This window comes from Streptomyces sp. NPDC046915 (assembly GCF_040644935.1).
GTDB lineage: Bacteria > Actinomycetota > Actinomycetes > Streptomycetales > Streptomycetaceae > Streptomyces.
In genome coordinates, this window is sequence record NZ_JBEYXB010000018.1 from 26,348 (window position 1) to 47,158 (window position 20,811).

At 69.0% G+C, this 20,811-nt stretch carries 19 protein-coding genes; 3 read left to right on the top strand and 16 right to left on the bottom strand.

Going from position 1 to position 20,811, the window contains the following annotated elements; all coding sequences use genetic code 11:
• Positions 1 to 25: 25 nt before the first annotated feature.
• The 14 genes from nuoN to ABZ915_RS35955 are packed head-to-tail and all read right to left on the bottom strand — an operon-like array spanning position 26 to position 16,035.
• Positions 26 to 1,675, bottom strand: a complete 1,650-nt coding sequence (gene nuoN, locus ABZ915_RS35890; RefSeq protein WP_361812109.1) for an NADH-quinone oxidoreductase subunit NuoN — start codon at positions 1,673 to 1,675, stop codon at positions 26 to 28.
• A complete protein-coding gene (locus tag ABZ915_RS35895; protein ID WP_361812112.1) occupies positions 1,672 to 3,243 on the bottom strand; it encodes an NADH-quinone oxidoreductase subunit M in 1,572 nt (523 codons plus the stop codon). The genes nuoN and ABZ915_RS35895 overlap by 4 nt, the downstream gene beginning before the upstream one ends.
• A gap of 5 nt (positions 3,244 to 3,248) precedes the next feature.
• Entirely contained in the window at positions 3,249 to 5,144 is a 1,896-nt protein-coding gene (gene nuoL, locus ABZ915_RS35900; RefSeq protein ID WP_361812115.1) for an NADH-quinone oxidoreductase subunit L, read from the bottom strand.
• 15 nt (positions 5,145 to 5,159) lie between these two features.
• Complete coding sequence (gene nuoK, locus ABZ915_RS35905) at positions 5,160 to 5,459, bottom strand: NADH-quinone oxidoreductase subunit NuoK (protein ID WP_361449666.1); 300 nt, start codon at positions 5,457 to 5,459, stop codon at positions 5,160 to 5,162.
• The gene (locus ABZ915_RS35910) at positions 5,456 to 6,298 is read right to left on the bottom strand and encodes an NADH-quinone oxidoreductase subunit J (RefSeq protein WP_361812118.1); all 843 of its coding nucleotides are present in this window, start codon (positions 6,296 to 6,298) and stop codon (positions 5,456 to 5,458) included. The genes nuoK and ABZ915_RS35910 overlap by 4 nt, the downstream gene beginning before the upstream one ends.
• On the bottom strand, positions 6,295 to 6,945 hold the full coding sequence (gene nuoI / locus ABZ915_RS35915; RefSeq protein ID WP_361812121.1) for an NADH-quinone oxidoreductase subunit NuoI: 651 nt from the start codon (positions 6,943 to 6,945) through the stop codon (positions 6,295 to 6,297). Before nuoI ends, ABZ915_RS35910 begins: the two co-directional genes overlap by 4 nt.
• Entirely contained in the window at positions 6,938 to 8,302 is a 1,365-nt protein-coding gene (gene nuoH, locus ABZ915_RS35920) for an NADH-quinone oxidoreductase subunit NuoH (RefSeq protein WP_361812124.1), read from the bottom strand. The genes nuoI and nuoH overlap by 8 nt, the downstream gene beginning before the upstream one ends.
• A complete protein-coding gene (locus ABZ915_RS35925; RefSeq protein WP_361812127.1) occupies positions 8,299 to 10,803 on the bottom strand; it encodes an NADH-quinone oxidoreductase subunit G in 2,505 nt (834 codons plus the stop codon). The genes nuoH and ABZ915_RS35925 overlap by 4 nt, the downstream gene beginning before the upstream one ends.
• Positions 10,800 to 12,149 (bottom strand): NADH-quinone oxidoreductase subunit NuoF, encoded by a 1,350-nt coding sequence (gene nuoF, locus ABZ915_RS35930; RefSeq protein WP_361812130.1) that lies wholly within the window; start codon positions 12,147 to 12,149, stop codon positions 10,800 to 10,802. Before nuoF ends, ABZ915_RS35925 begins: the two co-directional genes overlap by 4 nt.
• Positions 12,146 to 13,018 carry an NADH-quinone oxidoreductase subunit NuoE gene (gene nuoE, locus ABZ915_RS35935; protein WP_361812133.1) on the bottom strand — a complete coding sequence of 291 codons (873 nt, stop codon included), beginning with the start codon at positions 13,016 to 13,018 and terminating at the stop codon, positions 12,146 to 12,148. The genes nuoF and nuoE overlap by 4 nt, the downstream gene beginning before the upstream one ends.
• Positions 13,015 to 14,349, bottom strand: a complete 1,335-nt coding sequence (locus tag ABZ915_RS35940; RefSeq protein ID WP_361812136.1) for an NADH-quinone oxidoreductase subunit D — start codon at positions 14,347 to 14,349, stop codon at positions 13,015 to 13,017. Before ABZ915_RS35940 ends, nuoE begins: the two co-directional genes overlap by 4 nt.
• Complete coding sequence (locus ABZ915_RS35945) at positions 14,346 to 15,110, bottom strand: NADH-quinone oxidoreductase subunit C (RefSeq protein ID WP_361812138.1); 765 nt, start codon at positions 15,108 to 15,110, stop codon at positions 14,346 to 14,348. Before ABZ915_RS35945 ends, ABZ915_RS35940 begins: the two co-directional genes overlap by 4 nt.
• Positions 15,107 to 15,661 (bottom strand): NADH-quinone oxidoreductase subunit B, encoded by a 555-nt coding sequence (locus ABZ915_RS35950; RefSeq protein WP_007383964.1) that lies wholly within the window; start codon positions 15,659 to 15,661, stop codon positions 15,107 to 15,109. The genes ABZ915_RS35945 and ABZ915_RS35950 overlap by 4 nt, the downstream gene beginning before the upstream one ends.
• 14 nt (positions 15,662 to 15,675) lie before the next feature.
• Entirely contained in the window at positions 15,676 to 16,035 is a 360-nt protein-coding gene (locus tag ABZ915_RS35955; protein WP_007383963.1) for an NADH-quinone oxidoreductase subunit A, read from the bottom strand.
• A gap of 762 nt (positions 16,036 to 16,797) precedes the next feature.
• On the opposite strand from ABZ915_RS35955, the gene ABZ915_RS35960 reads away from it, so the two are divergent.
• A complete protein-coding gene (locus ABZ915_RS35960; protein WP_361812141.1) occupies positions 16,798 to 17,613 on the top strand; it encodes a C40 family peptidase in 816 nt (271 codons plus the stop codon).
• Positions 17,614 to 17,775: 162 nt separating this feature from the next.
• Here ABZ915_RS35960 and ABZ915_RS35965 read toward each other — a convergent pair whose 3' ends face one another.
• Positions 17,776 to 19,110: a geranylgeranyl reductase family protein gene (locus ABZ915_RS35965; protein ID WP_361812144.1), complete on the bottom strand. Its 1,335-nt coding sequence runs from the start codon at positions 19,108 to 19,110 to the stop codon at positions 17,776 to 17,778.
• A 48-nt stretch (positions 19,111 to 19,158) separates the two neighbouring features.
• Between ABZ915_RS35965 and ABZ915_RS35970 the strand changes: the two genes are divergently transcribed.
• Entirely contained in the window at positions 19,159 to 19,668 is a 510-nt protein-coding gene (locus tag ABZ915_RS35970) for a GNAT family N-acetyltransferase (RefSeq protein WP_361812147.1), read from the top strand.
• A gap of 140 nt (positions 19,669 to 19,808) precedes the next feature.
• On the top strand, positions 19,809 to 20,126 hold the full coding sequence (locus tag ABZ915_RS35975) for a PASTA domain-containing protein (protein WP_361812150.1): 318 nt from the start codon (positions 19,809 to 19,811) through the stop codon (positions 20,124 to 20,126).
• On the opposite strand, the gene ABZ915_RS35980 is transcribed toward ABZ915_RS35975, so the two are convergent.
• Positions 20,113 to 20,808: a demethylmenaquinone methyltransferase gene (locus ABZ915_RS35980; protein ID WP_361812153.1), complete on the bottom strand. Its 696-nt coding sequence runs from the start codon at positions 20,806 to 20,808 to the stop codon at positions 20,113 to 20,115. The two genes, ABZ915_RS35975 and ABZ915_RS35980, sit on opposite strands and share 14 nt — an antisense overlap.
• Positions 20,809 to 20,811 lie beyond the last annotated feature (3 nt).

Below are 20,811 nucleotides of genomic sequence, written 5' to 3' on the forward strand. Positions count from 1 at the left end.
GAGAGCCAGGGCCCCGCACTTCCGGTCAGCGCACGAACACGCTCGCCTGGCTCGCCAGGTTCAGGAAGTACTGCGGTGCCACACCGAGCACCACCGTCACCGCCACGCCGACACCGATCGCCGCCATCGTCAGCGGGGACGGTACGGCGACGGTCGGGCCCTCGGGCTTGGGCTCGCTGAAGAACATGAGCACGATCACGCGGATGTAGAAGAACGCCGCGATCGCCGAGGAGATCACACCGATCACGACCAGCGGGACCGCACCGCCCTCCGCCGCCGCCTTGAACACGGCGAACTTCCCGGCGAACCCGGAGGTCAGCGGGATGCCCGCGAAGGCCAGCAGGAACACCGCGAACACGGCCGCCACCAGCGGCGACCGGCGGCCCAGCCCCGCCCACTTGGACAGGTGCGTCGCCTCACCGCCGGCATCGCGCACCAGGGTCACCACGGCGAAGGCGCCGATCGTCACGAACGAGTACGCGGCCAGGTAGAACAGGACGGACGAGACGCCGTCCTTCGAGGTCGCGATGACACCCGCGAGGATGAATCCGGCGTGCGCGATGGACGAGTACGCCAGCAGCCGCTTGATGTCGGTCTGGGTGATCGCGACGATCGCACCGCCCAGCATGGTGATGATCGCGACGGCCCACATGACCGGCCGCCAGTCCCAGCGCATGCCGGGCAGCACCACGTACAGCAGCCTCAGCAGCGCGCCGAAGGCCGCCACCTTGGTCGCCGCCGCCATGAATCCGGTCACCGGGGTCGGGGCGCCCTGGTAGACGTCGGGCGTCCACATGTGGAAGGGGATCGCGCCGACCTTGAACAGCAGGCCCATCACCACCATCGCGGTGCCGATCAGCAGCAGCGAGTCGTTGCCCATGGTGTTGGCGAGCGCCGGGTCGACGTTGGTGACCGTGCCGTCGACGACCTGCGCGATCGTCGCGTAGGACACCGAGCCCGCATAGCCGTACAGCAGTGCGATGCCGAACAGCGTGAACGCCGAGGCGAACGCGCCGAGCAGGAAGTACTTGACGGCGGCCTCCTGCGACATCAGTCGCTTGCGGCGGGCGAGCGCGCACATCAGGTACAGCGGCAGCGAGAAGACCTCCAGGGCCACGAACAGCGTCAGCAGATCGTTGGCCGAGGGGAACACGAGCATTCCGGCGACCGCGAAGAGCAGCAGCGGGAAGACCTCGGTGGTGGTGAAACCGGCCTTGACGGCGGCCTTTTCGCTGTCGCTGCCCGGCACGGACGCGGCCTGCGCCGCGAAGGAGTCCACCCGGTTGCCGTGCGCCTCCGGGTCGAGCCGCCGCTCGGCGAAGGTGAACAGGCCGACCAGACCGGCCAGCAGGATCGTGCCCTGAAGGAACAGCGACGGCCCGTCGACCGCGATGGCGCCCATGGCCGCGATGTGCGCCTTGGTGGTGCCGTAGCCGTCGGCCGCGAGGGCGACGACCGCGGCGAAGGCGGCGGCCAGCGCGACCGCCGACACGAACACCTGGGCGTAGTAACGCGACTTGCGCGGGACGAAGGCCTCGATCAGCACCCCGATGACCGCCGCACCGACGACGATCAGGGTCGGCGACAGCTGTCCGTATTCGATCTTCGGTGCGTCGATCTTCGAGATCGGGTCGGCCACGGTTGTCCACAGGCTGTGGACGGCTGTTGCGTTCACTTGACCGCCTCCACCTGGGGCTTGGGGTCCTTCTTGTGTACGTCGGACATGGTCTGTTTGACCGCCGGGTTGACGATGTCCGTGACGGGCTTCGGGTAGGCGCCCAGGAAGATCAGCAGCACGATCAGCGGGGCCACGACCACCAGCTCACGCGCGCGGAGGTCGGGCATCGCGGAGACCTCCGGTTTCACCGGGCCCGTCATCGTCCGCTGGTAGAGGACGAGGGTGTAGAGCGCGGCGAGGACGATGCCGAAGGTCGCGATGATCCCGATCGCCGGATAGCGCGTGAACGTGCCGACCAGCACCAGGAACTCACTCACGAAGGGCGCGAGCCCCGGCAGTGAGAGGGTGGCCAGACCGCCGATCAGGAACGTGCCGGCGAGCACCGGAGCGACCTTCTGCACCCCGCCGTAGTCCGCGATGAGCCGCGAGCCGCGCCGGGAGATCAGGAAGCCCGCGACCAGCATGAGCGCGGCCGTGGAGATGCCGTGGTTGACCATGTACAGCGTCGCCCCGGACTGGCCCTGGCTGGTCATCGCGAAGATGCCCATGATGATGAAGCCGAAGTGCGAGATCGACGCGTAGGCCACCAGCCGCTTGATGTCCCGCTGGCCGACCGCGAGCAGCGCCCCGTAGATGATGCTGATCAACGCCAGTACGAGGATGACGGGCGTCGCCCACTTGCTCGCCTCCGGGAACAGCTGGAGGCAGAAGCGGAGCATCGCGAAGGTGCCCACCTTGTCGACCACCGCCGTGATGAGGACGGCGACCGGGGCGGTGGCCTCCCCCATGGCGTTGGGCAGCCAGGTGTGCAGCGGCCACAGGGGCGCCTTCACGGCGAAGGCGAAGAAGAAGCCCAGGAAGAGCCAGCGTTCGGTGCTCGTCGCCATGTGCAGGGAGCCGTTGGCCCGCGCCTCAGCGATCTCCGTGAGCGAGAAGCTCCCGGAGACCACGTACAGGCCGATCACCGCGGCCAGCATGATCAGACCGCCGACCAGGTTGTACAGCAGGAACTTCACCGCCGCGTACGACCGCTGGGTCGACGCCACCTCCTCGCCGTGCTGGTGGGCACGGTCCCCGAAGCCGCCGATGAGGAAGTACATCGGGATCAGCATGGCTTCGAAGAAGATGTAGAAGACGAAGACGTCGGTGGCCTCGAAGGAGATGACCACCATCGCCTCGACGGCCAGGATCAGCGCGAAGAAGCCCTGGGTGGGCCGCCAACGGCGGCTGCCGGTCTCCAGCGGGTCGGCGTCGTGCCACCCCGCGAGGATGATGAACGGGATCAGCAGGGCGGTCAGCGCGACGAGCGCCACCGCGATGCCGTCCACACCGAGCTCGTACCGGACCCCGAAGTCCGGGATCCAGGCGTGGGACTCGGTGAGCTGGTAGCGGGCGCCGTCCGGGTCGAAACGGACCAGGATGACGGCGGCCAGGGCGAGCGTGGCGAGCGAGAACAGCAGCGCGAGCCACTTGGCGGCGGTGCGCCGCGCGGCCGGTACGGCGGCCGTGGCGACCGCTCCGACGGCCGGAAGCGCCGCCGTCGCTGTCAGCAGAGGAAAGGACATCGGTATCAGACCGCCCTCATCAGCAGGGTCGCGGCGACCAGGAGTGCCGCGCCGCCGAACATCGAGACCGCGTAGGAGCGCACGAAGCCGTTCTGGAGCCGGCGCAGCCGTCCGGACAGGCCCCCGAAGGAGGCCGCGGTGCCGTTGACGACCCCGTCGACCAGGGTGTGGTCGACGTACACCAGGGAGCGCGTGAGGTGCTCGCCGCCACGCACCAGGACCACGTGGTTGAAGTCGTCCTGGAGCAGGTCGCGCCGGGCGGCCCGGGTGAGCAGCGACCCGCGCGGGGCGACGACCGGGACGGGCTTGCGGCCGTACTGGGCGTACGCGATGCCGACACCGATCAGCAGGCACACCATGGTCGCGCCGGTGACCGCGCCGGCACTGAGGGGCGAGTCGCCCTCGCTGTGACCGGTGACCGGCTCCAGCCACTTCAGGAAGCGGTCGCCGATGCTGAACAGACCGCCCGCGGCGACCGAGCCGACGGCCAGCGCGACCATCGGGATCGTCATGACCTTGGGCGACTCGTGCGGGTGCGGTTCGTGCCCGTTCTCGTCGGGCTGCCAGCGCTTCTCGCCGAAGAACGTCATCAGCATCACGCGCGTCATGTAGAACGCGGTGATGGCCGCGCCCAGCAGGGCCGTGCCGCCGAGGATCCAGCCCTCGGTGCCGCCCTTGGCGAAGGCCGCCTCGATGATCTTGTCCTTGGAGAAGAAGCCGGACAGCCCCGGGAAACCGATGATGGCGAGGTAGCCGAGGCCGAAGGTGACGAAGGTGACCGGCATGTACGTGCGCAGGCCGCCGTACTTGCGCATGTCGACCTCGTCGTTCATGCCGTGCATGACCGAACCGGCACCGAGGAACAGCCCGGCCTTGAAGAAGCCGTGCGTCACCAGGTGCATGATCGCGAAGACGTAGCCGATCGGGCCGAGGCCCGCGGCCAGCACCATGTAGCCGATCTGCGACATCGTCGAGCCGGCCAGTGCCTTCTTGATGTCGTCCTTCGCGCAACCGACGATCGCACCGAACAGGAGCGTGACCGCTCCGACCACGGTGACCACGAGCTGCGCGTCGGGCGCGGCGTTGAAGATGGCCGCGGACCGGACGATCAGGTACACGCCCGCGGTCACCATCGTCGCCGCGTGGATGAGGGCCGAGACCGGGGTCGGGCCCTCCATCGCGTCCCCGAGCCAGGACTGAAGCGGGACCTGGGCGGACTTGCCGCAGGCGGCGAGCAGGAGCATCAGGCCGATGGCGGTGAGCCTGCCCTCGGAGGTGCCGCCGGCGTGGCTGAACACCGGGCCGAAGGCGAAGGACCCGAAGGTGGTGAACATCAGCATGATCGCGATCGACAGGCCCATGTCGCCGACACGGTTGACCAGGAAGGCCTTCTTGGCCGCCGTGGCCGCGCTGGGCTTGTGCTGCCAGAAGCCGATCAGCAGGTAGGAGGCGAGACCGACGCCCTCCCAGCCGACGTACAGCAGCAGGTAGTTGTCGGCGAGGACCAGCAGCAGCATCGCCGCGAGGAAGAGGTTCAGATATCCGAAGAAGCGGCGGCGCCGCTCGTCGTGCTCCATGTACCCGACCGAGTACAGGTGGATCAGCGAGCCGACGCCGGTGATCAGCAGCACGAACGTCATCGACAGCTGGTCGAGGCGGAAGGTGACGTCCGCCTGGAAGCTGCCCACGGAGATCCACGTCCACAGGTGCTGGGTGAGCGTGCGGTGTTCGGCGTCCTTGCCCAGCAGGTCGGCGAAGAGGATCACGCCGAACACGAAGGAGGTCGTCGACAGGAGCGTGCCGATCCATTGGCCGACGGCGTCCAGCCGCCGGCCGCCGACCAGCAGGACGGCCGCTCCGAGCAGGGGCGCCGCGATCAGCAGCGCGATCAGGTTCTCCACGATTCTCCCGACCCCTTACAGCTTCATCAGGCTGGCGTCGTCGACCGAGGCCGAGTGGCGGGCGCGGAACAGCGACACGATGATCGCCAGACCGACGACGACCTCGGCGGCGGCCACGACCATCGTGAAGAAGGCGATGATCTGGCCGTCGAGGTTGCCGTGCATCCGGGAGAAGACGACGAAGGCGAGATTGCAGGCGTTGAGCATCAGCTCGATGCACATGAACACGACGATCGCGTTGCGCCTGATGAGCACGCCGGTCGCGCCGATCGTGAACAACAGCGCCGCGAGATACAGATAGTTGACGGGGTTCACTTCGGCGCCTCCTCGGCCCGCTTGAAGTTCGCCGGCTCGATCGTCCTGCGCTCCAGGCGCTCCTCCGCGCGCTGCTCCAGGGCCCGCAGGTCGTTGAGGGCCTCCGTCGACACGTCACGGATCTGGCCGCGTTCGCGCAGCGTCTTGCTGACCGTGAGCTCCGACGGCGTGCCGTCGGGCAGCAGGCCCGCGATGTCGACGGCGTTGTGCCGGGCGTACACACCGGGCGCGGGCAGCGGCGGCACGTACCTGCCCTCGCGGACGCGCTGTTCGGACAGCTCGCGCTGTGTCTTGGCGCGCTCGGTGCGCTCGCGGTGGGTGAGGACCATGGCGCCGACGACGGCTGTGATGAGCAGGGCGCCGGTGATTTCGAAGGCGAAGACGTACTTGGTGAAGATGAGGGCCGCCAGGCCCTCCACATTGCCGTTCGCGTTCGCCTGGCCGGTACCGGCGAACTCCTTCAGGGAGGCGTTCCCGATGCCGCCGAGCAGCAGGACGCCGAAGCCCACCCCACACAGGAGGGCCAGCCAGCGCTGGCCCTTGATGGTCTCCTTCAGCGAGTCCGCGGCCGTGACGCCGACGAGCATCACCACGAACAGGAACAGCATCATGATCGCGCCGGTGTAGACGACGATCTGCACGATCCCCAGGAAGTAGGCGCCGTTGGCGAGGTAGAACACCGCCAGGACGATCATGGTGCCGGCGAGACAGAGCGCGCTGTGCACGGCCTTCTTCATGAAGACGGTGCACAGGGCGCCGATCACGGCGACGGTGCCGAGGACCCAGAACTGGAAGGCCTCTCCGGTGGAGGTGGAGTAGGCGGCGAGCTGCGCGGTCATCGGCCGATCACCTTCTGAGAGGCGGGTTCGCCCTCGCCGAAGGTCGAGGTGGCCTCCTGCGGCGCCTCGTCCTTGGAGCGGTCCACCTGCTGGACGGTCCCGGGCGCGGCCTCGGTCACCAGGCCCCGGTAGTAGTCCTGCTCGTCCATGCCCGGGTAGATGGCGTGCGGGGAGTCGACCATGCCCTCGTCGAGTCCGGCGAGCAGCTGCTCCTTGGTGTAGATGAGGTTGGCGCGGCTGCTGTCGGCCAGCTCGAACTCGTTGGTCATCGTGAGCGCGCGCGTGGGGCACGCTTCGATGCACAGACCGCACAGGATGCAGCGGGCGTAGTTGATCTGGTAGACGCGGCCGTACCGCTCGCCCGGCGAGTAGCGCTCCTCGTCGGTGTTGTCGGCGCCCTCGACGTAGATGGCGTCGGCGGGGCAGGCCCAGGCGCACAGCTCGCAGCCGACGCACTTCTCCAGGCCGTCCGGATGGCGGTTGAGCTGGTGCCGTCCGTGGAACCGCGGAGCCGTGGTCTTCTTCTGCTCCGGGTACTGCTCGGTCAGCCGCTTCTTGAACATGGCCTTGAAGGTCACGCCGAAGCCGGCCACGGGGTTCTGGAAGCCAGGCTTCGTCTGCCCGGCCTCCTGGGGCTCCTCAGCCATCGGACGCCTCCTTTCCATCCGAAGATCCGTCACTGACAGTGTCCGCCCCACCACTGACAATCAGCTCCCGCTCACGGTGTGAGCGGCGCCGGGGCACCGGCGGCAGCTCCTGTCCGGGCAGCGGCGGCACGGGGAATCCGCCGGCCATCGGGTCGAACACGGCCGGCTGGGCGGCGGGCGGCTCGGCCGTCTTGGCCTTGTCGCGGAACATGTCGACGACGAAGGACAGCAGGAGCAGCGCCAGGACGGCGCCGCCGACGTAGAGGGCGATGTCGGCGAAGTCGTAGTTCTCGTTCCTGAGGGTCCGCACGGTCGCGACGAGCATCAGCCACGTCACGGAGACCGGGATGAGGACCTTCCAGCCGAGCTTCATCAGCTGGTCGTAGCGGACACGCGGGAGCGTGCCGCGCAGCCAGATGAAGAAGAACAGCAGCAGCTGGACCTTGATCACGAACCAGAGCAGCGGCCACCAGCCGTGGTTCGCGCCCTCCCAGAAGCCACTGATCGGCCAGGGGGCGCGCCAGCCGCCGAGGAACAGGGTGGTCGACACGGCCGAGACGGTCACCATGTTGACGTACTCGGCGAGCATGAACATCGCGAACTTGATCGACGAGTACTCGGTGTTGAAGCCGCCGACCAGGTCGCCCTCGGACTCCGGCATGTCGAAGGGGGCGCGGTTGGTCTCGCCCACCATCGTGACGATGTAGAGGATGAAGGAGACCGGCAGCAACAGGATGTACCAGCGGTCCTGCTGCTGCGCGACGATCGTCGACGTCGACATCGACCCCGAGTAGAGGAACACGGAGGCGAACGCCGCGCCCATGGCGATCTCGTAGGAGATCATCTGCGCACAGGAGCGCAGTCCGCCGAGGAGCGGATAGGTGGATCCGGAACTCCAACCCGCCAGCACGATGCCGTAGATGCCGACCGAGGCGACCGCGAGGATGTAGAGCATCGCGATCGGCAGGTCGGTGAGCTGCATCGTGGTGCGGTGCCCGAAGATCGAGATCTCGTTGTCGGCCGGTCCGAAGGGGATCACCGCGATCGCCATGAAGGCCGGGATGGCCGCGACGATCGGCGCGAGGACGTACACCACCTTGTCCGCGCGCTTGACGATGACGTCTTCCTTGAGCATCAGCTTGATGCCGTCGGCCAGCGACTGGAGCATTCCCCAGGGGCCGTGCCGGTTGGGGCCGATGCGCAGCTGCATCCAGGCGACGACCTTGCGCTCCCAGACGATGGAGAACAGTACGGTCACCATCAGGAAGGCGAAGCAGAAGACGGCCTTGATGACGACCAGCCACCAGGGGTCGCGGCCGAACATCGAGAGGTCTTCAGCGGCGAGGTACGGGCTCATGCCTCCACCTCCTTTGGGGCGTCCTCGGCGAGTGCCGCCGGGCCGATACGGACGAGGGAGCCGGGCTGTGCCCCGGTGTCGGAGGCGACGCCGCCGCCGACGGAGTTCAGCGGGAGCCAGACCACCCGGTCGGGCATCTCCGTGACCTGGAGCGGGAGTTCCACGACCCCGGCGGGGCCGGTCACCGCGAGGAGGTCGCCTTCCCCGACGCCCGCCTCGGCGGCCGTCGCGGCGGACACGCGCGCGTGTGCCGCGTGCCGGGTTCCGGCGAGCGCCTCGTCGCCCTCCTGGAGCACGCCCTGGTCGAGCAGCAGCCGGTGCCCGGCGAGCACGGCCTCCCCGGCGGCCGGACGCGGCAGCACGCCCGCCGTCTCCAGCGGCCCGGAGGGCCGCGGCCCGTCCCAGGCGCCGAGCCGGTCCAGTTCCGCGCGCGCGGTCCGCAGATCCGGCAGGCCGAGGTGAACGTCCATGGCGTCGGCCAGCATCTGGAGCACCCGTGCGTCGGCCGGTGCCAGGCGGCGGGTCATCTGGTCGGGCTTGAGCGCGGCCTCGAAGGAACGGCCCCTGCCCTCCCAGTTGAGGAAGGTGCCCGCCTTCTCGGCGACCGCGGCGACCGGCAGGACGACGTCGGCGCGTTCGGTGACCTCGCTGGGCCGCAGCTCCAGCGACACCACGAAACCGGCCTCTTGCAGCGCCTCACGCGCGCGTGCCGGATCGGGCAGGTCGGCGACCTCCACACCCGCGACCAGCAGGGCCTGGAGCTCACCGCTCGCGGCGGCCTCGACGATCTGGCCGGTGTCGCGGCCGGAGCGGCTCGGGAGTTCGGCCAGCCCCCAGGCCGCGGCGACTTCCTCACGCGCGCGAGGGTCGGTCGCCGGACGCCCGCCCGGCAGCAGCGACGGCAGCGCGCCCGCCTCGATCGCGCCGCGCTCCCCGGCCCGCCGCGGGATCCACACCATCCCCGCCCCGGTCGCGGACGCGGCGCGTACGGCGGCGGTGAGGCCGCCGACGACCGAGGCCAGCCGCTCACCGACGACGATCACCGCGCCCTCGGCGCGCAGCGCCTCGCCGGCCAGGGTCCCGGCGTCCTCGAGGCCGACACCGCTCGCGAGGGCGTCCAGCCACTCCGTCTCGGTGCCGGGAGCGGCCGGCAGCAGCGTGCCACCCGCCTTCTCCAGTCCGCGTGTGGCGTGCGTGGCCACCGAGAACACCCTCTGCTTGTGCTTGCGCCAGGCCTTGCGCAGCCGCAGGAAGACGCCGGGCGCCTCCTCCTCCGACTCGAACCCGACGAGCAGGACGGCGGGCGCCTTCTCCAGAGCGGTGTACGTGACGCCCGTACCGTCGAGGTCACGGCCGTGCCCGGCCACCCGGGCCGCAAGGAAGTCGGCCTCCTCGCTGCTGTGCACCCGCGCGCGGAAGTCGATGTCGTTGGTGTCGAGGGCCACGCGCGCGAACTTGCTGTACGCGTAGGCGTCCTCGACGGTGAGGCGTCCGCCGGTGAGGACACCGGTCCTGCCGCGTGAGGCCAGCAGCCCCTGGGCGGCGATCTGCAACGCCTCGGGCCAGGAGGCCGGTTCGAGCTCGCCCTCGGCGTTTCGCACCAGCGGCGTGTCGAGCCGGTCCTTCAGCTGCGCGTACCGGAACGCGAAGCGTCCCTTGTCGCAGATCCACTCCTCGTTGACCTCGGGGTCGTCGGCGGCGAGCCGCCGCATGACCTTGCCGCGCCGGTGGTCGGTGCGGGTCGCGCAGCCGCCCGAGCAGTGCTCGCAGACCGACGGCGACGAGATCAGGTCGAAGGGGCGGGAGCGGAACCGGTAGGCGGCCGAGGTGAGCGCGCCGACCGGGCAGATCTGGATGGTGTTGCCGGAGAAGTACGACTCGAACGGGTCGCCCTCACCGGTGCCCACCTGCTGGAGTGCGCCCCGCTCCAGCAGCTCGATCATCGGGTCGCCCGCGACCTGGTTGGAGAACCGGGTGCAACGGGCGCACAGCACGCACCGCTCGCGGTCGAGCAGTACCTGTGTGGAGATGGGGACCGGCTTCTCGTACGTCCGCTTCTTCCCGCCGAAGCGGGACTCGGCGTTGCCGTGCGACATCGCCTGGTTCTGGAGCGGGCACTCGCCGCCCTTGTCGCAGACCGGGCAGTCCAGCGGGTGGTTGATGAGCAGCAGCTCCATCACACCGTGCTGGGCCTTCTCGGCGACCGGCGAGGTGAGGTGGGTCTTCACCACCATCCCGTCCGTGCAGGTGATCGTGCAGGAGGCCATGGGCTTGCGCTGGCCCTCCACCTCGACGATGCACTGGCGGCAGGCGCCGGCCGGGTCGAGCAGGGGGTGGTCGCAGAAGCGGGGGATCTCGATGCCGAGCTGCTCGGCGGCCCGGATGACCAGGGTGCCCTTGGGCACGCTGATCTCGGCGCCGTCGATCGTCAGCGTGACGAGGTCCTCCGGCGGGACCGCCGCCTCTCCCCCACCCGTGGGGGCGCTGGTGGTCACGGTCATGCGTTCACCTCCGGGCGGTCCGCCCAGGCTGTCGACTTGGCCGGGTCGAAGGGGCAGCCCCGGCCCGTGATGTGCTGCTCGTACTCCTCGCGGAAGTACTTGAGCGAGGAGAAGATCGGTGAGGCGGCGCCGTCGCCGAGGGCGCAGAAGGACTTGCCGTTGATGTTGTCGGCGATGTCGGCGAGCTTGTCGAGGTCGGACGTGACGCCCTTGCCGGCCTCGATGTCCCGCAGCAACTGCACCAGCCAGTACGTGCCTTCGCGGCAGGGCGTGCACTTGCCGCAGGACTCGTGGGCGTAGAACTCGGTCCAGCGGGTGACGGCCCGCACGACGCAGGTGGTCTCGTCGAAGCACTGCAATGCTTTGGTGCCGAGCATGGATCCGGCGGCGCCCACGCCTTCGTAGTCGAGCGGGACGTCGAGGTGCTCGTCGGTGAACATCGGTGTCGAGGAGCCACCGGGCGTCCAGAACTTCAGCCGGTGCCCGGGGCGCATCCCGCCGCTCATGTCGAGGAGCTGGCGGAGTGTGACGCCGAGCGGGGCCTCGTACTGGCCGGGGCTGGCGACATGGCCGCTGAGCGAGTAGAGCGTGAAGCCCGGGGACTTCTCGCTGCCCATCGACCTGAACCATTCCTTGCCGTTTTTCAGGATGGCGGGAACCGACGCGATCGACTCGACGTTGTTCACAACAGTCGGGCACGCATAGAGGCCCTCGACGGCAGGGAAGGGGGGACGGAGCCGCGGTTGACCACGGCGGCCTTCGAGCGAGTCGAGCAGTGCGGTCTCCTCACCGCAGATGTACGCGCCGGCGCCGGCGTGCACGGTGAGCTGGAGGTCGAGTCCGCTGCCCAGGATGTTCTCGCCGAGGTAGCCCGCCGCGTAGGCCTCGCGCACGGCCTCGTGCAACCGCCGCAGAACGGGGACGACTTCACCACGCAGATAGATGAAGGCATGCGACGACCTGATGGCATAACACGCGATGACGATGCCCTCGATGAGGCTATGCGGGTTGGCGAAGAGGAGCGGGATGTCCTTGCAGGTCCCGGGCTCCGACTCGTCGGCGTTGACAACTAGATAGTGCGGTTTTCCATCACCCTGCGGAATGAACTGCCACTTCATTCCCGTCGGGAACCCCGCGCCGCCCCGCCCGCGCAGACCGGACTCCTTGACGTACGCGATCAGGTCGTCCGGCGACATGGCGAGCGCCTTGCGGAGCCCCTCGTACCCCTCGTGCCTCCGGTAGACGTCCAGTGTCCAGGACCTGTCCTCGTCCCAGAAGGCCGACAGCACGGGTGCGAGCAGCTTCTCCGGGCTGGTGTCCTTGAGTTCGGCAGCCACGCTCATCACTCACCCTCCTCGGCGGTAGGCCCTGCCGGGTGGGACGGGTCCGAGGCCGCTGTCTCCTGCGGCGCGTCATGGGAACTGAGGTGTTCGGCCGGTGACGGCTCGTGCACCGCCCGGTCCTGCGGTTCGTCATGCGGTCCGCCGTCCCGCGGATGCACCACCCGCGCGGGTGCGGCCTCTCCCCTCGCCAGGCGAAGGCCCACCAGCGAAGCGGGTCCCGCGCTGCCGCTCTCCTCGACGGCCCCTGGCCGCTCGTCGGGGAAGCCCGCCAGGATCCGGGCGGTCTCCTTGAAGGTGCACAGGCGTGCCCCGCGCGTGGGCTCGACGGGCCGTCCCGCGCGGAGGTCGTCGACCAGGCGTGCGGCGCTGGCCGGGGTCTGGTTGTCGAAGAACTCCCAGTTCACCATCACGACCGGCGCGAAGTCGCAGGCCGCGTTGCACTCGATGTGCTCCAGGGTGATCTTGCCGTCGCCGGTGGTCTCGCCGTTCCCGACGCCCAGGTGCTCCTGGAGCTCCTCGAAGATCGCGTCGCCGCCCATCACCGCGCACAGGGTGTTGGTGCAGACGCCCACCTGGTAGTCACCGGACGGCTTGCGCCGGTACATGGTGTAGAAGGTGACGACCGCGGTGACCTCGGCCGTGGTCAGGTCCAGCATGTCCGCGCAGAACCGCATCCCGGTGCGCGTGACATGGCCCTCCTCCGACTGCACCAGGTGCAGCAGCGGCAGCAGGGCCGATCGGGAGTCGGGGTAGCGGGCGATGATCTCGCGCGCGTCCGCCTCCAGCCGGGTTCGGACGTCGTCCGGGTAGCCGGGCGCCGGCAGCTCGGGCATGCCGAGGCTGACGCCCCGCTCCGAAGAAGAGGTGGTCACCGGTCGACGCCTCCCATCACGGGGTCGATGGACGCGACGGCGACGATGACGTCGGCGACCTGGCCGCCCTCGCACATCGCCGCCATGGCCTGAAGGTTGGTGAAGGACGGGTCGCGGAAGTGGACCCGGTAGGGGCGGGTGCCGCCGTCGGACACGGCGTGCACCCCGAGCTCGCCCTTGGGTGACTCGACCGCCGCGTACGTCTGTCCCGGCGGGACGCGGAAGCCCTCCGTGACCAGCTTGAAGTGGTGGATCAGGGCCTCCATGGAAGTGCCCATGATCTTCTTGATGTGGTCGAGGGAGTTGCCGAGGCCGTCCGGTCCCAGCGCCAGCTGGGCGGGCCAGGCGATCTTCTTGTCGGCGACCATGACCGGGCCCGGCTGGAGCCGGTCCAGGCACTGCTCGACGATCCCGAGCGACTGGCGCATCTCCTCCAGGCGGATCAGGAAGCGGCCGTAGGAGTCGCAGGAGTCCGCGGTCGGGACCTCGAAGTCGTACGTCTCGTAGCCGCAGTACGGCTGTGTCTTGCGCAGGTCGTGCGGCAGTCCCGCGGCGCGCAGGATCGGGCCGGTGGCGCCGAGGGCCATGCAGCCGGCCAGGTCGAGGTAGCCGACGTCCTGCATACGGGCCTTGAAGATGGGGTTCCCGGTGGCGAGCTTGTCGTACTCCGGGAGGTTCTTCTTCATCTTCTTCACGAACTCGCGGATGTGGTCCACCGCGCCGGGCGGCAGGTCCTGCGCGAGTCCGCCGGGACGGATGTACGCGTGGTTCATCCTGAGGCCCGTGATGAGCTCGTAGATGTCGAGAATCATTTCACGATCACGGAATCCGTAGATCATGATCGTGGTGGCGCCGAGCTCCATGCCGCCGGTGGCGATGCACACCAGGTGGGAGGACAACCGGTTCAGCTCCATCAGGAGCACCCGGATGATCTCGGCCCGCTCGGTGATCTGGTCCTCGAGGCCGAGGAGCTTCTCGACGGCGAGGCAGTAGGCGGTCTCGTTGAAGAAGGACGTCAGGTAGTCCATGCGCGTCACGAACGTGGTGCCCTGCGTCCAGGTCCGGTACTCGAGGTTCTTCTCGATGCCGGTGTGGAGGTAGCCGATGCCGCAGCGGGCCTCGGTGACCGTCTCGCCCTCGATCTCCAGGATCAGGCGGAGCACCCCGTGGGTGGAGGGGTGCTGGGGACCCATGTTGACGACGATGCGCTCGTCGTCGGCACGGGCCGCGGACTGGACGACCTCGTCCCAGTCACCGCCGGTGACCGTGTAGACGGTGCCCTCGGTGGTCTCGCGCCCCGAGGCGGACGCGGCTGCTGACTGCGTGCTCACGAGTACGACCTCCGCTGGTCCGGAGCCGGAATCTGGGCGCCCTTGTACTCGACGGGGATGCCGCCGAGGGGGTAGTCCTTGCGCTGCGGGTGGCCCTGCCAGTCGTCCGGCATCATGATCCGCGTCAGGGCCGGGTGGCCGTCGAAGACGATCCCGAAGAAGTCGTAGGTCTCGCGCTCGTGCCAGTCGTTGGTCGGGTAGACGGAGACCAGCGACGGGATGCGCCGGTCGTCGTCGGGGGCGCTGACCTCGAGGCGGACCAGCCGGTTGTGGGTGATCGAGCGCAGGTGGTAGACGGCGTGCAGCTCGCGGCCCTTGTCGTGCGGGTAGTGGACGCCGCTGACGCCGGTGCACAGTTCGAAGCGCAGGGCCGGGTCGTCGCGCAGGGTCCGGGCGACGCGCAGCAGGTGCTCGCGCTCGATGTGGAAGGTGAGCTCGTCGCGGTCGACGACCGTCTTCTCGATCGCGTTGTCGGGCAGCAGGCCCTGTTCCTCCAGCGCGCCCTCGAGTTCGTCGGCGACCTCGTCGAACCAACCGCCGTAGGGCCGGGTCGCCGGACCCGGGAGCCGGACCGAGCGGACCAGGCCGCCGTAGCCGGAGGTGTCGCCGCCGTTGTTGGCGCCGAACATGCCGCGCTGGACGCGGATCTCCTCGCCGCCCTGGCCGCGGCGGCCGGGGAGGTTGGAGGCGGCGAGGTCCTTCTCGGGGTTCACCCCGTTCGCGGACCCGTTCACGCCGTTGGTGCCGTTCGCGTCGCTCACCGCAGCAGCCCCTTCATCTCGATCGTGGGCAGGGCCTTGAGTGCCGCCTCCTCCGCCTCGCGGGCCGCCTCTTCGGCGTTCACGCCGAGCTTGGAGGACTGGATCTTCTGGTGGAGCTTGAGGATCGCGTCCATCAGCATCTCGGGGCGCGGCGGGCAGCCGGGCAGATAGATGTCCACCGGGACGATGTGGTCGACGCCCTGGACGATCGCGTAGTTGTTGAACATGCCGCCGGAGGAGGCGCAGACGCCCATGGAGATCACCCACTTCGGGTTGGGCATCTGGTCGTAGACCTGCCTGAGCACCGGCGCCATCTTCTGGCTGACCCGGCCCGCGACGATCATCAGGTCCGCCTGGCGCGGTGAGCCGCGGAAGACCTCCATGCCGAAGCGCGCCAGGTCGTAGCGGCCGGCTCCGGTGGTCATCATCTCGATGGCGCAGCAGGCGAGGCCGAACGTGGCGGGGAAGACGGACGCCTTGCGCACCCAGCCCGCGGCCTGCTCGACGGTGGTGAGCAGGAAACCGCTCGGCAGCTTTTCTTCGAGTCCCATGTCCTAAAGGCCCCTCAGTCCCATTCCAGGCCGCCGCGCCGCCACACGTACGCGTAGGCGACGAAGACGGTGAGCACGAAGAGCAGCATCTCCACGAGCCCGAAAACACCCAGGGCGTCGAAGGTGACGGCCCAGGGGTAGAGGAAGACGATCTCGATGTCGAAGACGATGAAGAGCATCGCCGTCAGGTAGTACTTGATGGGGAAGCGCCCGCCGCCGGCCGGCGTGGGTGTCGGCTCGATACCGCACTCGTAGGCCTCGAGCTTGGCGCGGTTGTACCGCTTCGGACCGATCAGCGTGGCCATGACCACGGAGAAGATCGCAAAGCCTGCCCCGAGGGCTCCCAGTACGAGGATGGGCGCATACGCGTTCACCGCTCCTCGCTCCTCTCAGTCGGCACTGACTGCTGGCGGTTGCGTCGGACCATCCGCCTCACCGGTCCCACGAACCCCGCTCGTCCCGGGCGAAGATCGAGAACATGTGAAGCAGGTCACAAGCCCGACTGCCTCGCATCTTATGCCCGCCGCTCTGTGATCTGCGACACGGCGTATTACACAAGCTTTGTGATCTCCACCACCTGACGAACGATCATGAAGTCGGATGAGCAGTGATCTTCGCACCGGAAGCGTCCGAGTGATCACCAGAGGTGACATTTTCGCTCGTCACCGCAGGCCGGAGGGCTCGTCTCAATATCAAGAGACTTCCCTTGCATGCAAATTCGCGCTGGACGTCACGCCCTGATAGAGCCTCGCGTTCACACATCAGAGGGAGCCCCGGTGTGGAATGTGGACGCGTGCACGCGTTCACGAGGTCCGTCGCGTAACCCGGCCGTGATCCGGCCGTGATCCACGCGCGAGACGCGGCCCCCCAGGTGACCGTTCCGTGACCTCCGCCACATTGATGAGAGGCGTCTGAGAACCGGGCTTGGCCACGGAACGCAACCGATGGTAGGCAGAGGGCAATTCGGACGTAATCATGAAAACCCATGATCAACGGCCTGATTGCCCGCGTCCGCAATGTCCGTTACGGCGTCAATAAGGAACGACGCGCGCGGGTTTCAGGGGCTCGGTTGAGTAAATGTGGCGCAGCACACGTTTCTTGAAGATATGAAGGAGCCCCTGGTACCGCTTATCCCCATGTCCCACACCGCTCACATACGCAGCCACCGGAAACCCCGCCGCAGCGCGTCGAAAATCGCGATGCGGGCCGGAGTTGCCGGTGGCGTCCTCAGCACCCTGGCAGTGGCCGGGGCGTCCGGCGCGGCGAACGCCGCCGAGCCGGTGACGCAGACCCTCGAACTGCCCACGCTGACGGCCGACGTGGCCACTCAGGTCGCCCAGTCCGCGGACGCCACGCAGCAGGCCGCCGCGAACTACCAACTGCAGGCCGAGCGTGACGCGGCCGCCGCAAAGGCCGCCAAGCAGGCCAAGTCGGACCTCGCGGACGCGAAGCAGAAGGCGGAGGCCAAGAAGAAGGCCGCGCAGGAGGCCGCCCGCAAGGAGGCCGCCGCCCGCGCCTCGCGCAACTCGGAGCGGACCACCCTCTCCGCCAAGGCCACCACCAGCACCTCCACGAGCACCTCGACGTCCACGGCCACCGGTTCGGCCGCTGCCGTCGTCGCGTTCGTCAAGGCGCAGATCGGCAAGGCGTACGTCTCCGGTGCCACCGGCCCGTCCGCCTACGACTGCTCCGGCCTGGTGCAGACGGCCTTCAAGCAGGTCGGGATCAGCCTTCCGCGCGTCTCCCAGGACCAGTCGACGGCCGGCACCCAGGTGTCGCTGAGCAACCTTCAGCCGGGCGACATCCTGTACTGGGGCGGTGCGGGCAGCGCGTACCACGTGGCGGTGTACGTGGGCGACGGCATGTTCGTCGGCGCGCAGAACCCCTCCAGCGGCGTCGGAGAGCACCCGCTCTCGTACGACCCGCCGACCGGTGCCGTGCGGGTGCTCTGACCGCACCCCACCGCAACACGTGAAGGGCCGCAGCCGCTCGGGGGCAGCGGCCCTTCGGGGTCTCCTGGAATGCCTAGTTGTCGAGCATGTCGGACATGTCGTCAACTGGATGCGGAGCGGCCCGGCGGGAGGACGTGTCCTCCCGCCGGGCCGTCAGGGCGCTCACGCCTTCGGTGCCACCCGGCTCAGGCCGTTGATGATCCGGTCCATCGCGTCGCCGCCCGTCGGGTCGGTGAGGTTGGCCAGGAGCTTCAGGGTGAACTTCATCAGCATCGGGTGGGTCAGGCCGCGCTGGGCGGCGATCTGCATGACCTTCGGGTTGCCGATGAGCTTCACGAAGGCGCGGCCCAGCGTGTAGTAGCCGCCGTAGGTGTCCTTGAGGACGCGCGGGTAGCGCTGGAGGGCCAGTTCGCGCCCGCCGGGCGTGGACCGCGCGTGGGCCTGGACGATGACGTCGGCGGCGAGCTGGCCGGACTCCATGGCGTAGGCGATGCCCTCGCCGTTGAAGGGGTTGACCAGTCCGCCGGCGTCGCCGACCAGCAGCAGGCCCTTGGTGTAGTGCGGCTGGCGGTTGAAGGCCATCGGGAGGGCGGCGCCGCGGATCGGGCCGGTCATGTTCTCCGGCGTGTAGCCCCAGTCCTCCGGCATGGAGGCGCACCAGGCCTTCAGGACCTCGCGCCAGTCCAGCTCCTTGAAGGAGTCGGAGGTGTTGAGGACGCCCAGACCGACGTTGCTCGTCCCGTCGCCCATGCCGAAGATCCAGCCGTAGCCGGGCAGCAGGCGGTCCTGGGGGCCGCGGCGGTCCCAGAGCTCCAGCCAGGACTCCAGGTAGTCGTCCTCGTGGCGCGGGGAGGTGAAGTAGGTGCGGACCGCGACGCCCATCGGGCGGTCCTCGCGGCGGTGCAGGCCCATCGCGAGGGACAGGCGGGTGGAGTTGCCGTCGGCGGCGACGACGAGGGGCGCGTGGAAGGAGACCTCGCGCTTGTCCTCACCGAGCTTGGCGGTGACGCCGGTGATGCGGCCGGTGCGGTCGTCGACGATGGGGCCGGAGACGTTGCAGCGCTCGTACAGTCGCGCGCCCGCCTTCTGGGCCTGCCGGGCGAGCTGCTCGTCGAAGTCGTCGCGCTTGCGCACCAGTCCGTAGTCGGGGAAGGAGGCGAGATCGGGCCAGTCCAGCTGGAGGCGGACGCCGCCGCCGATGATCCTCAGGCCCTTGTTGCGCAGCCAGCCGGCCTCCTCGGAGATGTCGACGCCCATCGCGACGAGCTGCTTCACGGCACGCGGGGTGAGGCCGTCGCCGCAGACCTTCTCCCTCGGGAACTCGGTCTTCTCCAGCAGGAGTACGTCGAGGCCGGACCTGGCGAGGTGGTAAGCGGTGGTGGAGCCGGCTGGCCCCGCGCCCACGACGATCACATCGGCGGTGTTGTCGGAGAGGGGCTCGGTCACGGCGGGATCTCCCCAAGGTTCGTAATGTGCGTGCCGACCGGCACGGGACATGGGCAGTCTATTCAGCAGCATTGATCACTCGGCTGAAGGGCTGCCTCCGTGAACCGACCTCTCCCCGCGGTACGACTGCGCGTCCCCACCCACGAGGACGCGTTCGCCTGGCACCGGGCCTTCGACGACCCCGAGGTCATGGAGTTCTTCGGCGGCACGTCGGCGACCCTGTCGGTCTACGAGGAGCTCACCGCCCGTCAGCGCCGGCACGACGCCGAGCGGGGCTTCTGCCTGTGGTCCCTGCTCGGCGCGGACGACGAGGTCATCGGTTTCACGGGCGCCCAGCCGTGGCCGCGGGAGTGGGGACCGAAGGGCGAGATAGAGATCGGCTGGCGGATCGGGCGGGCGCACTGGGGCAAGGGGTACGCCCTCGCGGCGGCGCGCGAGACGCTCGACCGGGTGCGGGCGGCGGGCGTGCCGGAGGTGGTGGCCGTGATCCGGCCCGACAACGAGCGTTCCGTCGCGGTGGCCCGGCGCCTGGGCATGGAGCCCGCCGAGACCTACACCTACCCGAGGCTGGGCGTGCCGACGCTCTGCTACCGGCTCGTTCTGACCTGAAATGACCCGGAATGTGACTACAGAGAGTAATTGACTGTCACAGAAAGACATCAGAAGCTTCCGACTGCCGCGCGCGCGGGGTTACCCTTCCAGTACCACTGGGGGTGACATCTGTGCGTATAACACCCAAAACACCCGAAGTGCGCGTACCCCGTCTCGTCGGTCTGATGGCCGTCGACGCGCGCGAGACCGCCCAGGCGTGGGGGCTGTTCCTCAACGCCCCGGACCGGCCGGACTTCCCCCACACCGTCGTCGACTACGTCGTACGCCAGTACCCGCAGCCCGGGGCCGAGGTGCCCCGGGAGTCCATGGTGTACGTGTGGTTCGACTTCGGTGAGGGAGAGGGCGGTGGGGGCGTGCGGGAGCCCCGCATCCCGAGACCGCCCAGGGGCGGGCTGCAACGCGAACTGGACGAGCCGGGCGATCCGTACGCCGTCGCCGGCTTCAGCTCTCCTTGAAACCGCGGTGCAGGGCGACCACGCCGCCCGTCAGGTTCCGCCACGCGACCCGGGACCAGCCCGCCTCGCGCAGCCGTTCGCCCAGCGCGGGCTGGTCGGGCCAGGCGCGGATGGACTCGGCGAGGTAGACGTAGGCGTCGGGGTTGGAGGAGACCGCCCGCGCGACGGGCGGCAGGGCGCGCATCAGGTACTCGGTGTAGACCGTACGGAAGGGCGCCCGGACGGGGTGCGAGAACTCGCAGATCACCACCCGCCCGCCGGGCCGGGTCACCCGGTACATCTCGCGCAGCGCCGCGTCCGTGTCGTGCACGTTGCGCAGCCCGAAGGAGATCGTGACGGCGTCGAAGGTGTCGTCCTTGAACGGCAGCCGCGTGGCGTCGCCGGCCGTGAAGGGCAGCCAGGAGTTGCGCCGCTTGCCGACCTGGAGCATGCCCAGGGAGAAGTCGCAGGGGACGACGTAGGCGCCCGTCTGGGCGAACGGCAGCGACGAGGTGGCGGTCCCCGCGGCCAGGTCCAGGACCTTCTGCGCGGGGCGCGCGTCGACCGCCTTCGCGACCTCCTTGCGCCAGCGCCGGTCCTGCCCCAGGGACAGCACGTCGTTGGTCAGGTCGTACCGTTCCGCCACGTTGTCGAACATCGAGGCGACTTCGTGCGGCTGCTTGTCCAGGGATGCGCGGGTCACGGG

Bases quoted from the DNA above. Each gene is read 5' to 3' on its own strand.
- ABZ915_RS35960 (WP_361812141.1), top strand. From the start codon at position 16,798: ATGTCCCACACCGCTCACATACGCAGCCACCGGAAACCCCGCCGCAGC.
- ABZ915_RS35950 (WP_007383964.1), bottom strand. From the start codon at position 15,661: ATGGGACTCGAAGAAAAGCTGCCGAGCGGTTTCCTGCTCACCACCGTC.
- ABZ915_RS35925 (WP_361812127.1), bottom strand. From the start codon at position 10,803: ATGACCGTGACCACCAGCGCCCCCACGGGTGGGGGAGAGGCGGCGGTC.
- ABZ915_RS35910 (WP_361812118.1), bottom strand. From the start codon at position 6,298: ATGACCGCGCAGCTCGCCGCCTACTCCACCTCCACCGGAGAGGCCTTC.
- ABZ915_RS35965 (WP_361812144.1), bottom strand. From the start codon at position 19,110: ATGTCCCGTGCCGGTCGGCACGCACATTACGAACCTTGGGGAGATCCC.
- nuoI (WP_361812121.1), bottom strand. From the start codon at position 6,945: ATGGCTGAGGAGCCCCAGGAGGCCGGGCAGACGAAGCCTGGCTTCCAG.
- ABZ915_RS35895 (WP_361812112.1), bottom strand. From the start codon at position 3,243: ATGTCCTTTCCTCTGCTGACAGCGACGGCGGCGCTTCCGGCCGTCGGA.
- nuoH (WP_361812124.1), bottom strand. From the start codon at position 8,302: ATGAGCCCGTACCTCGCCGCTGAAGACCTCTCGATGTTCGGCCGCGAC.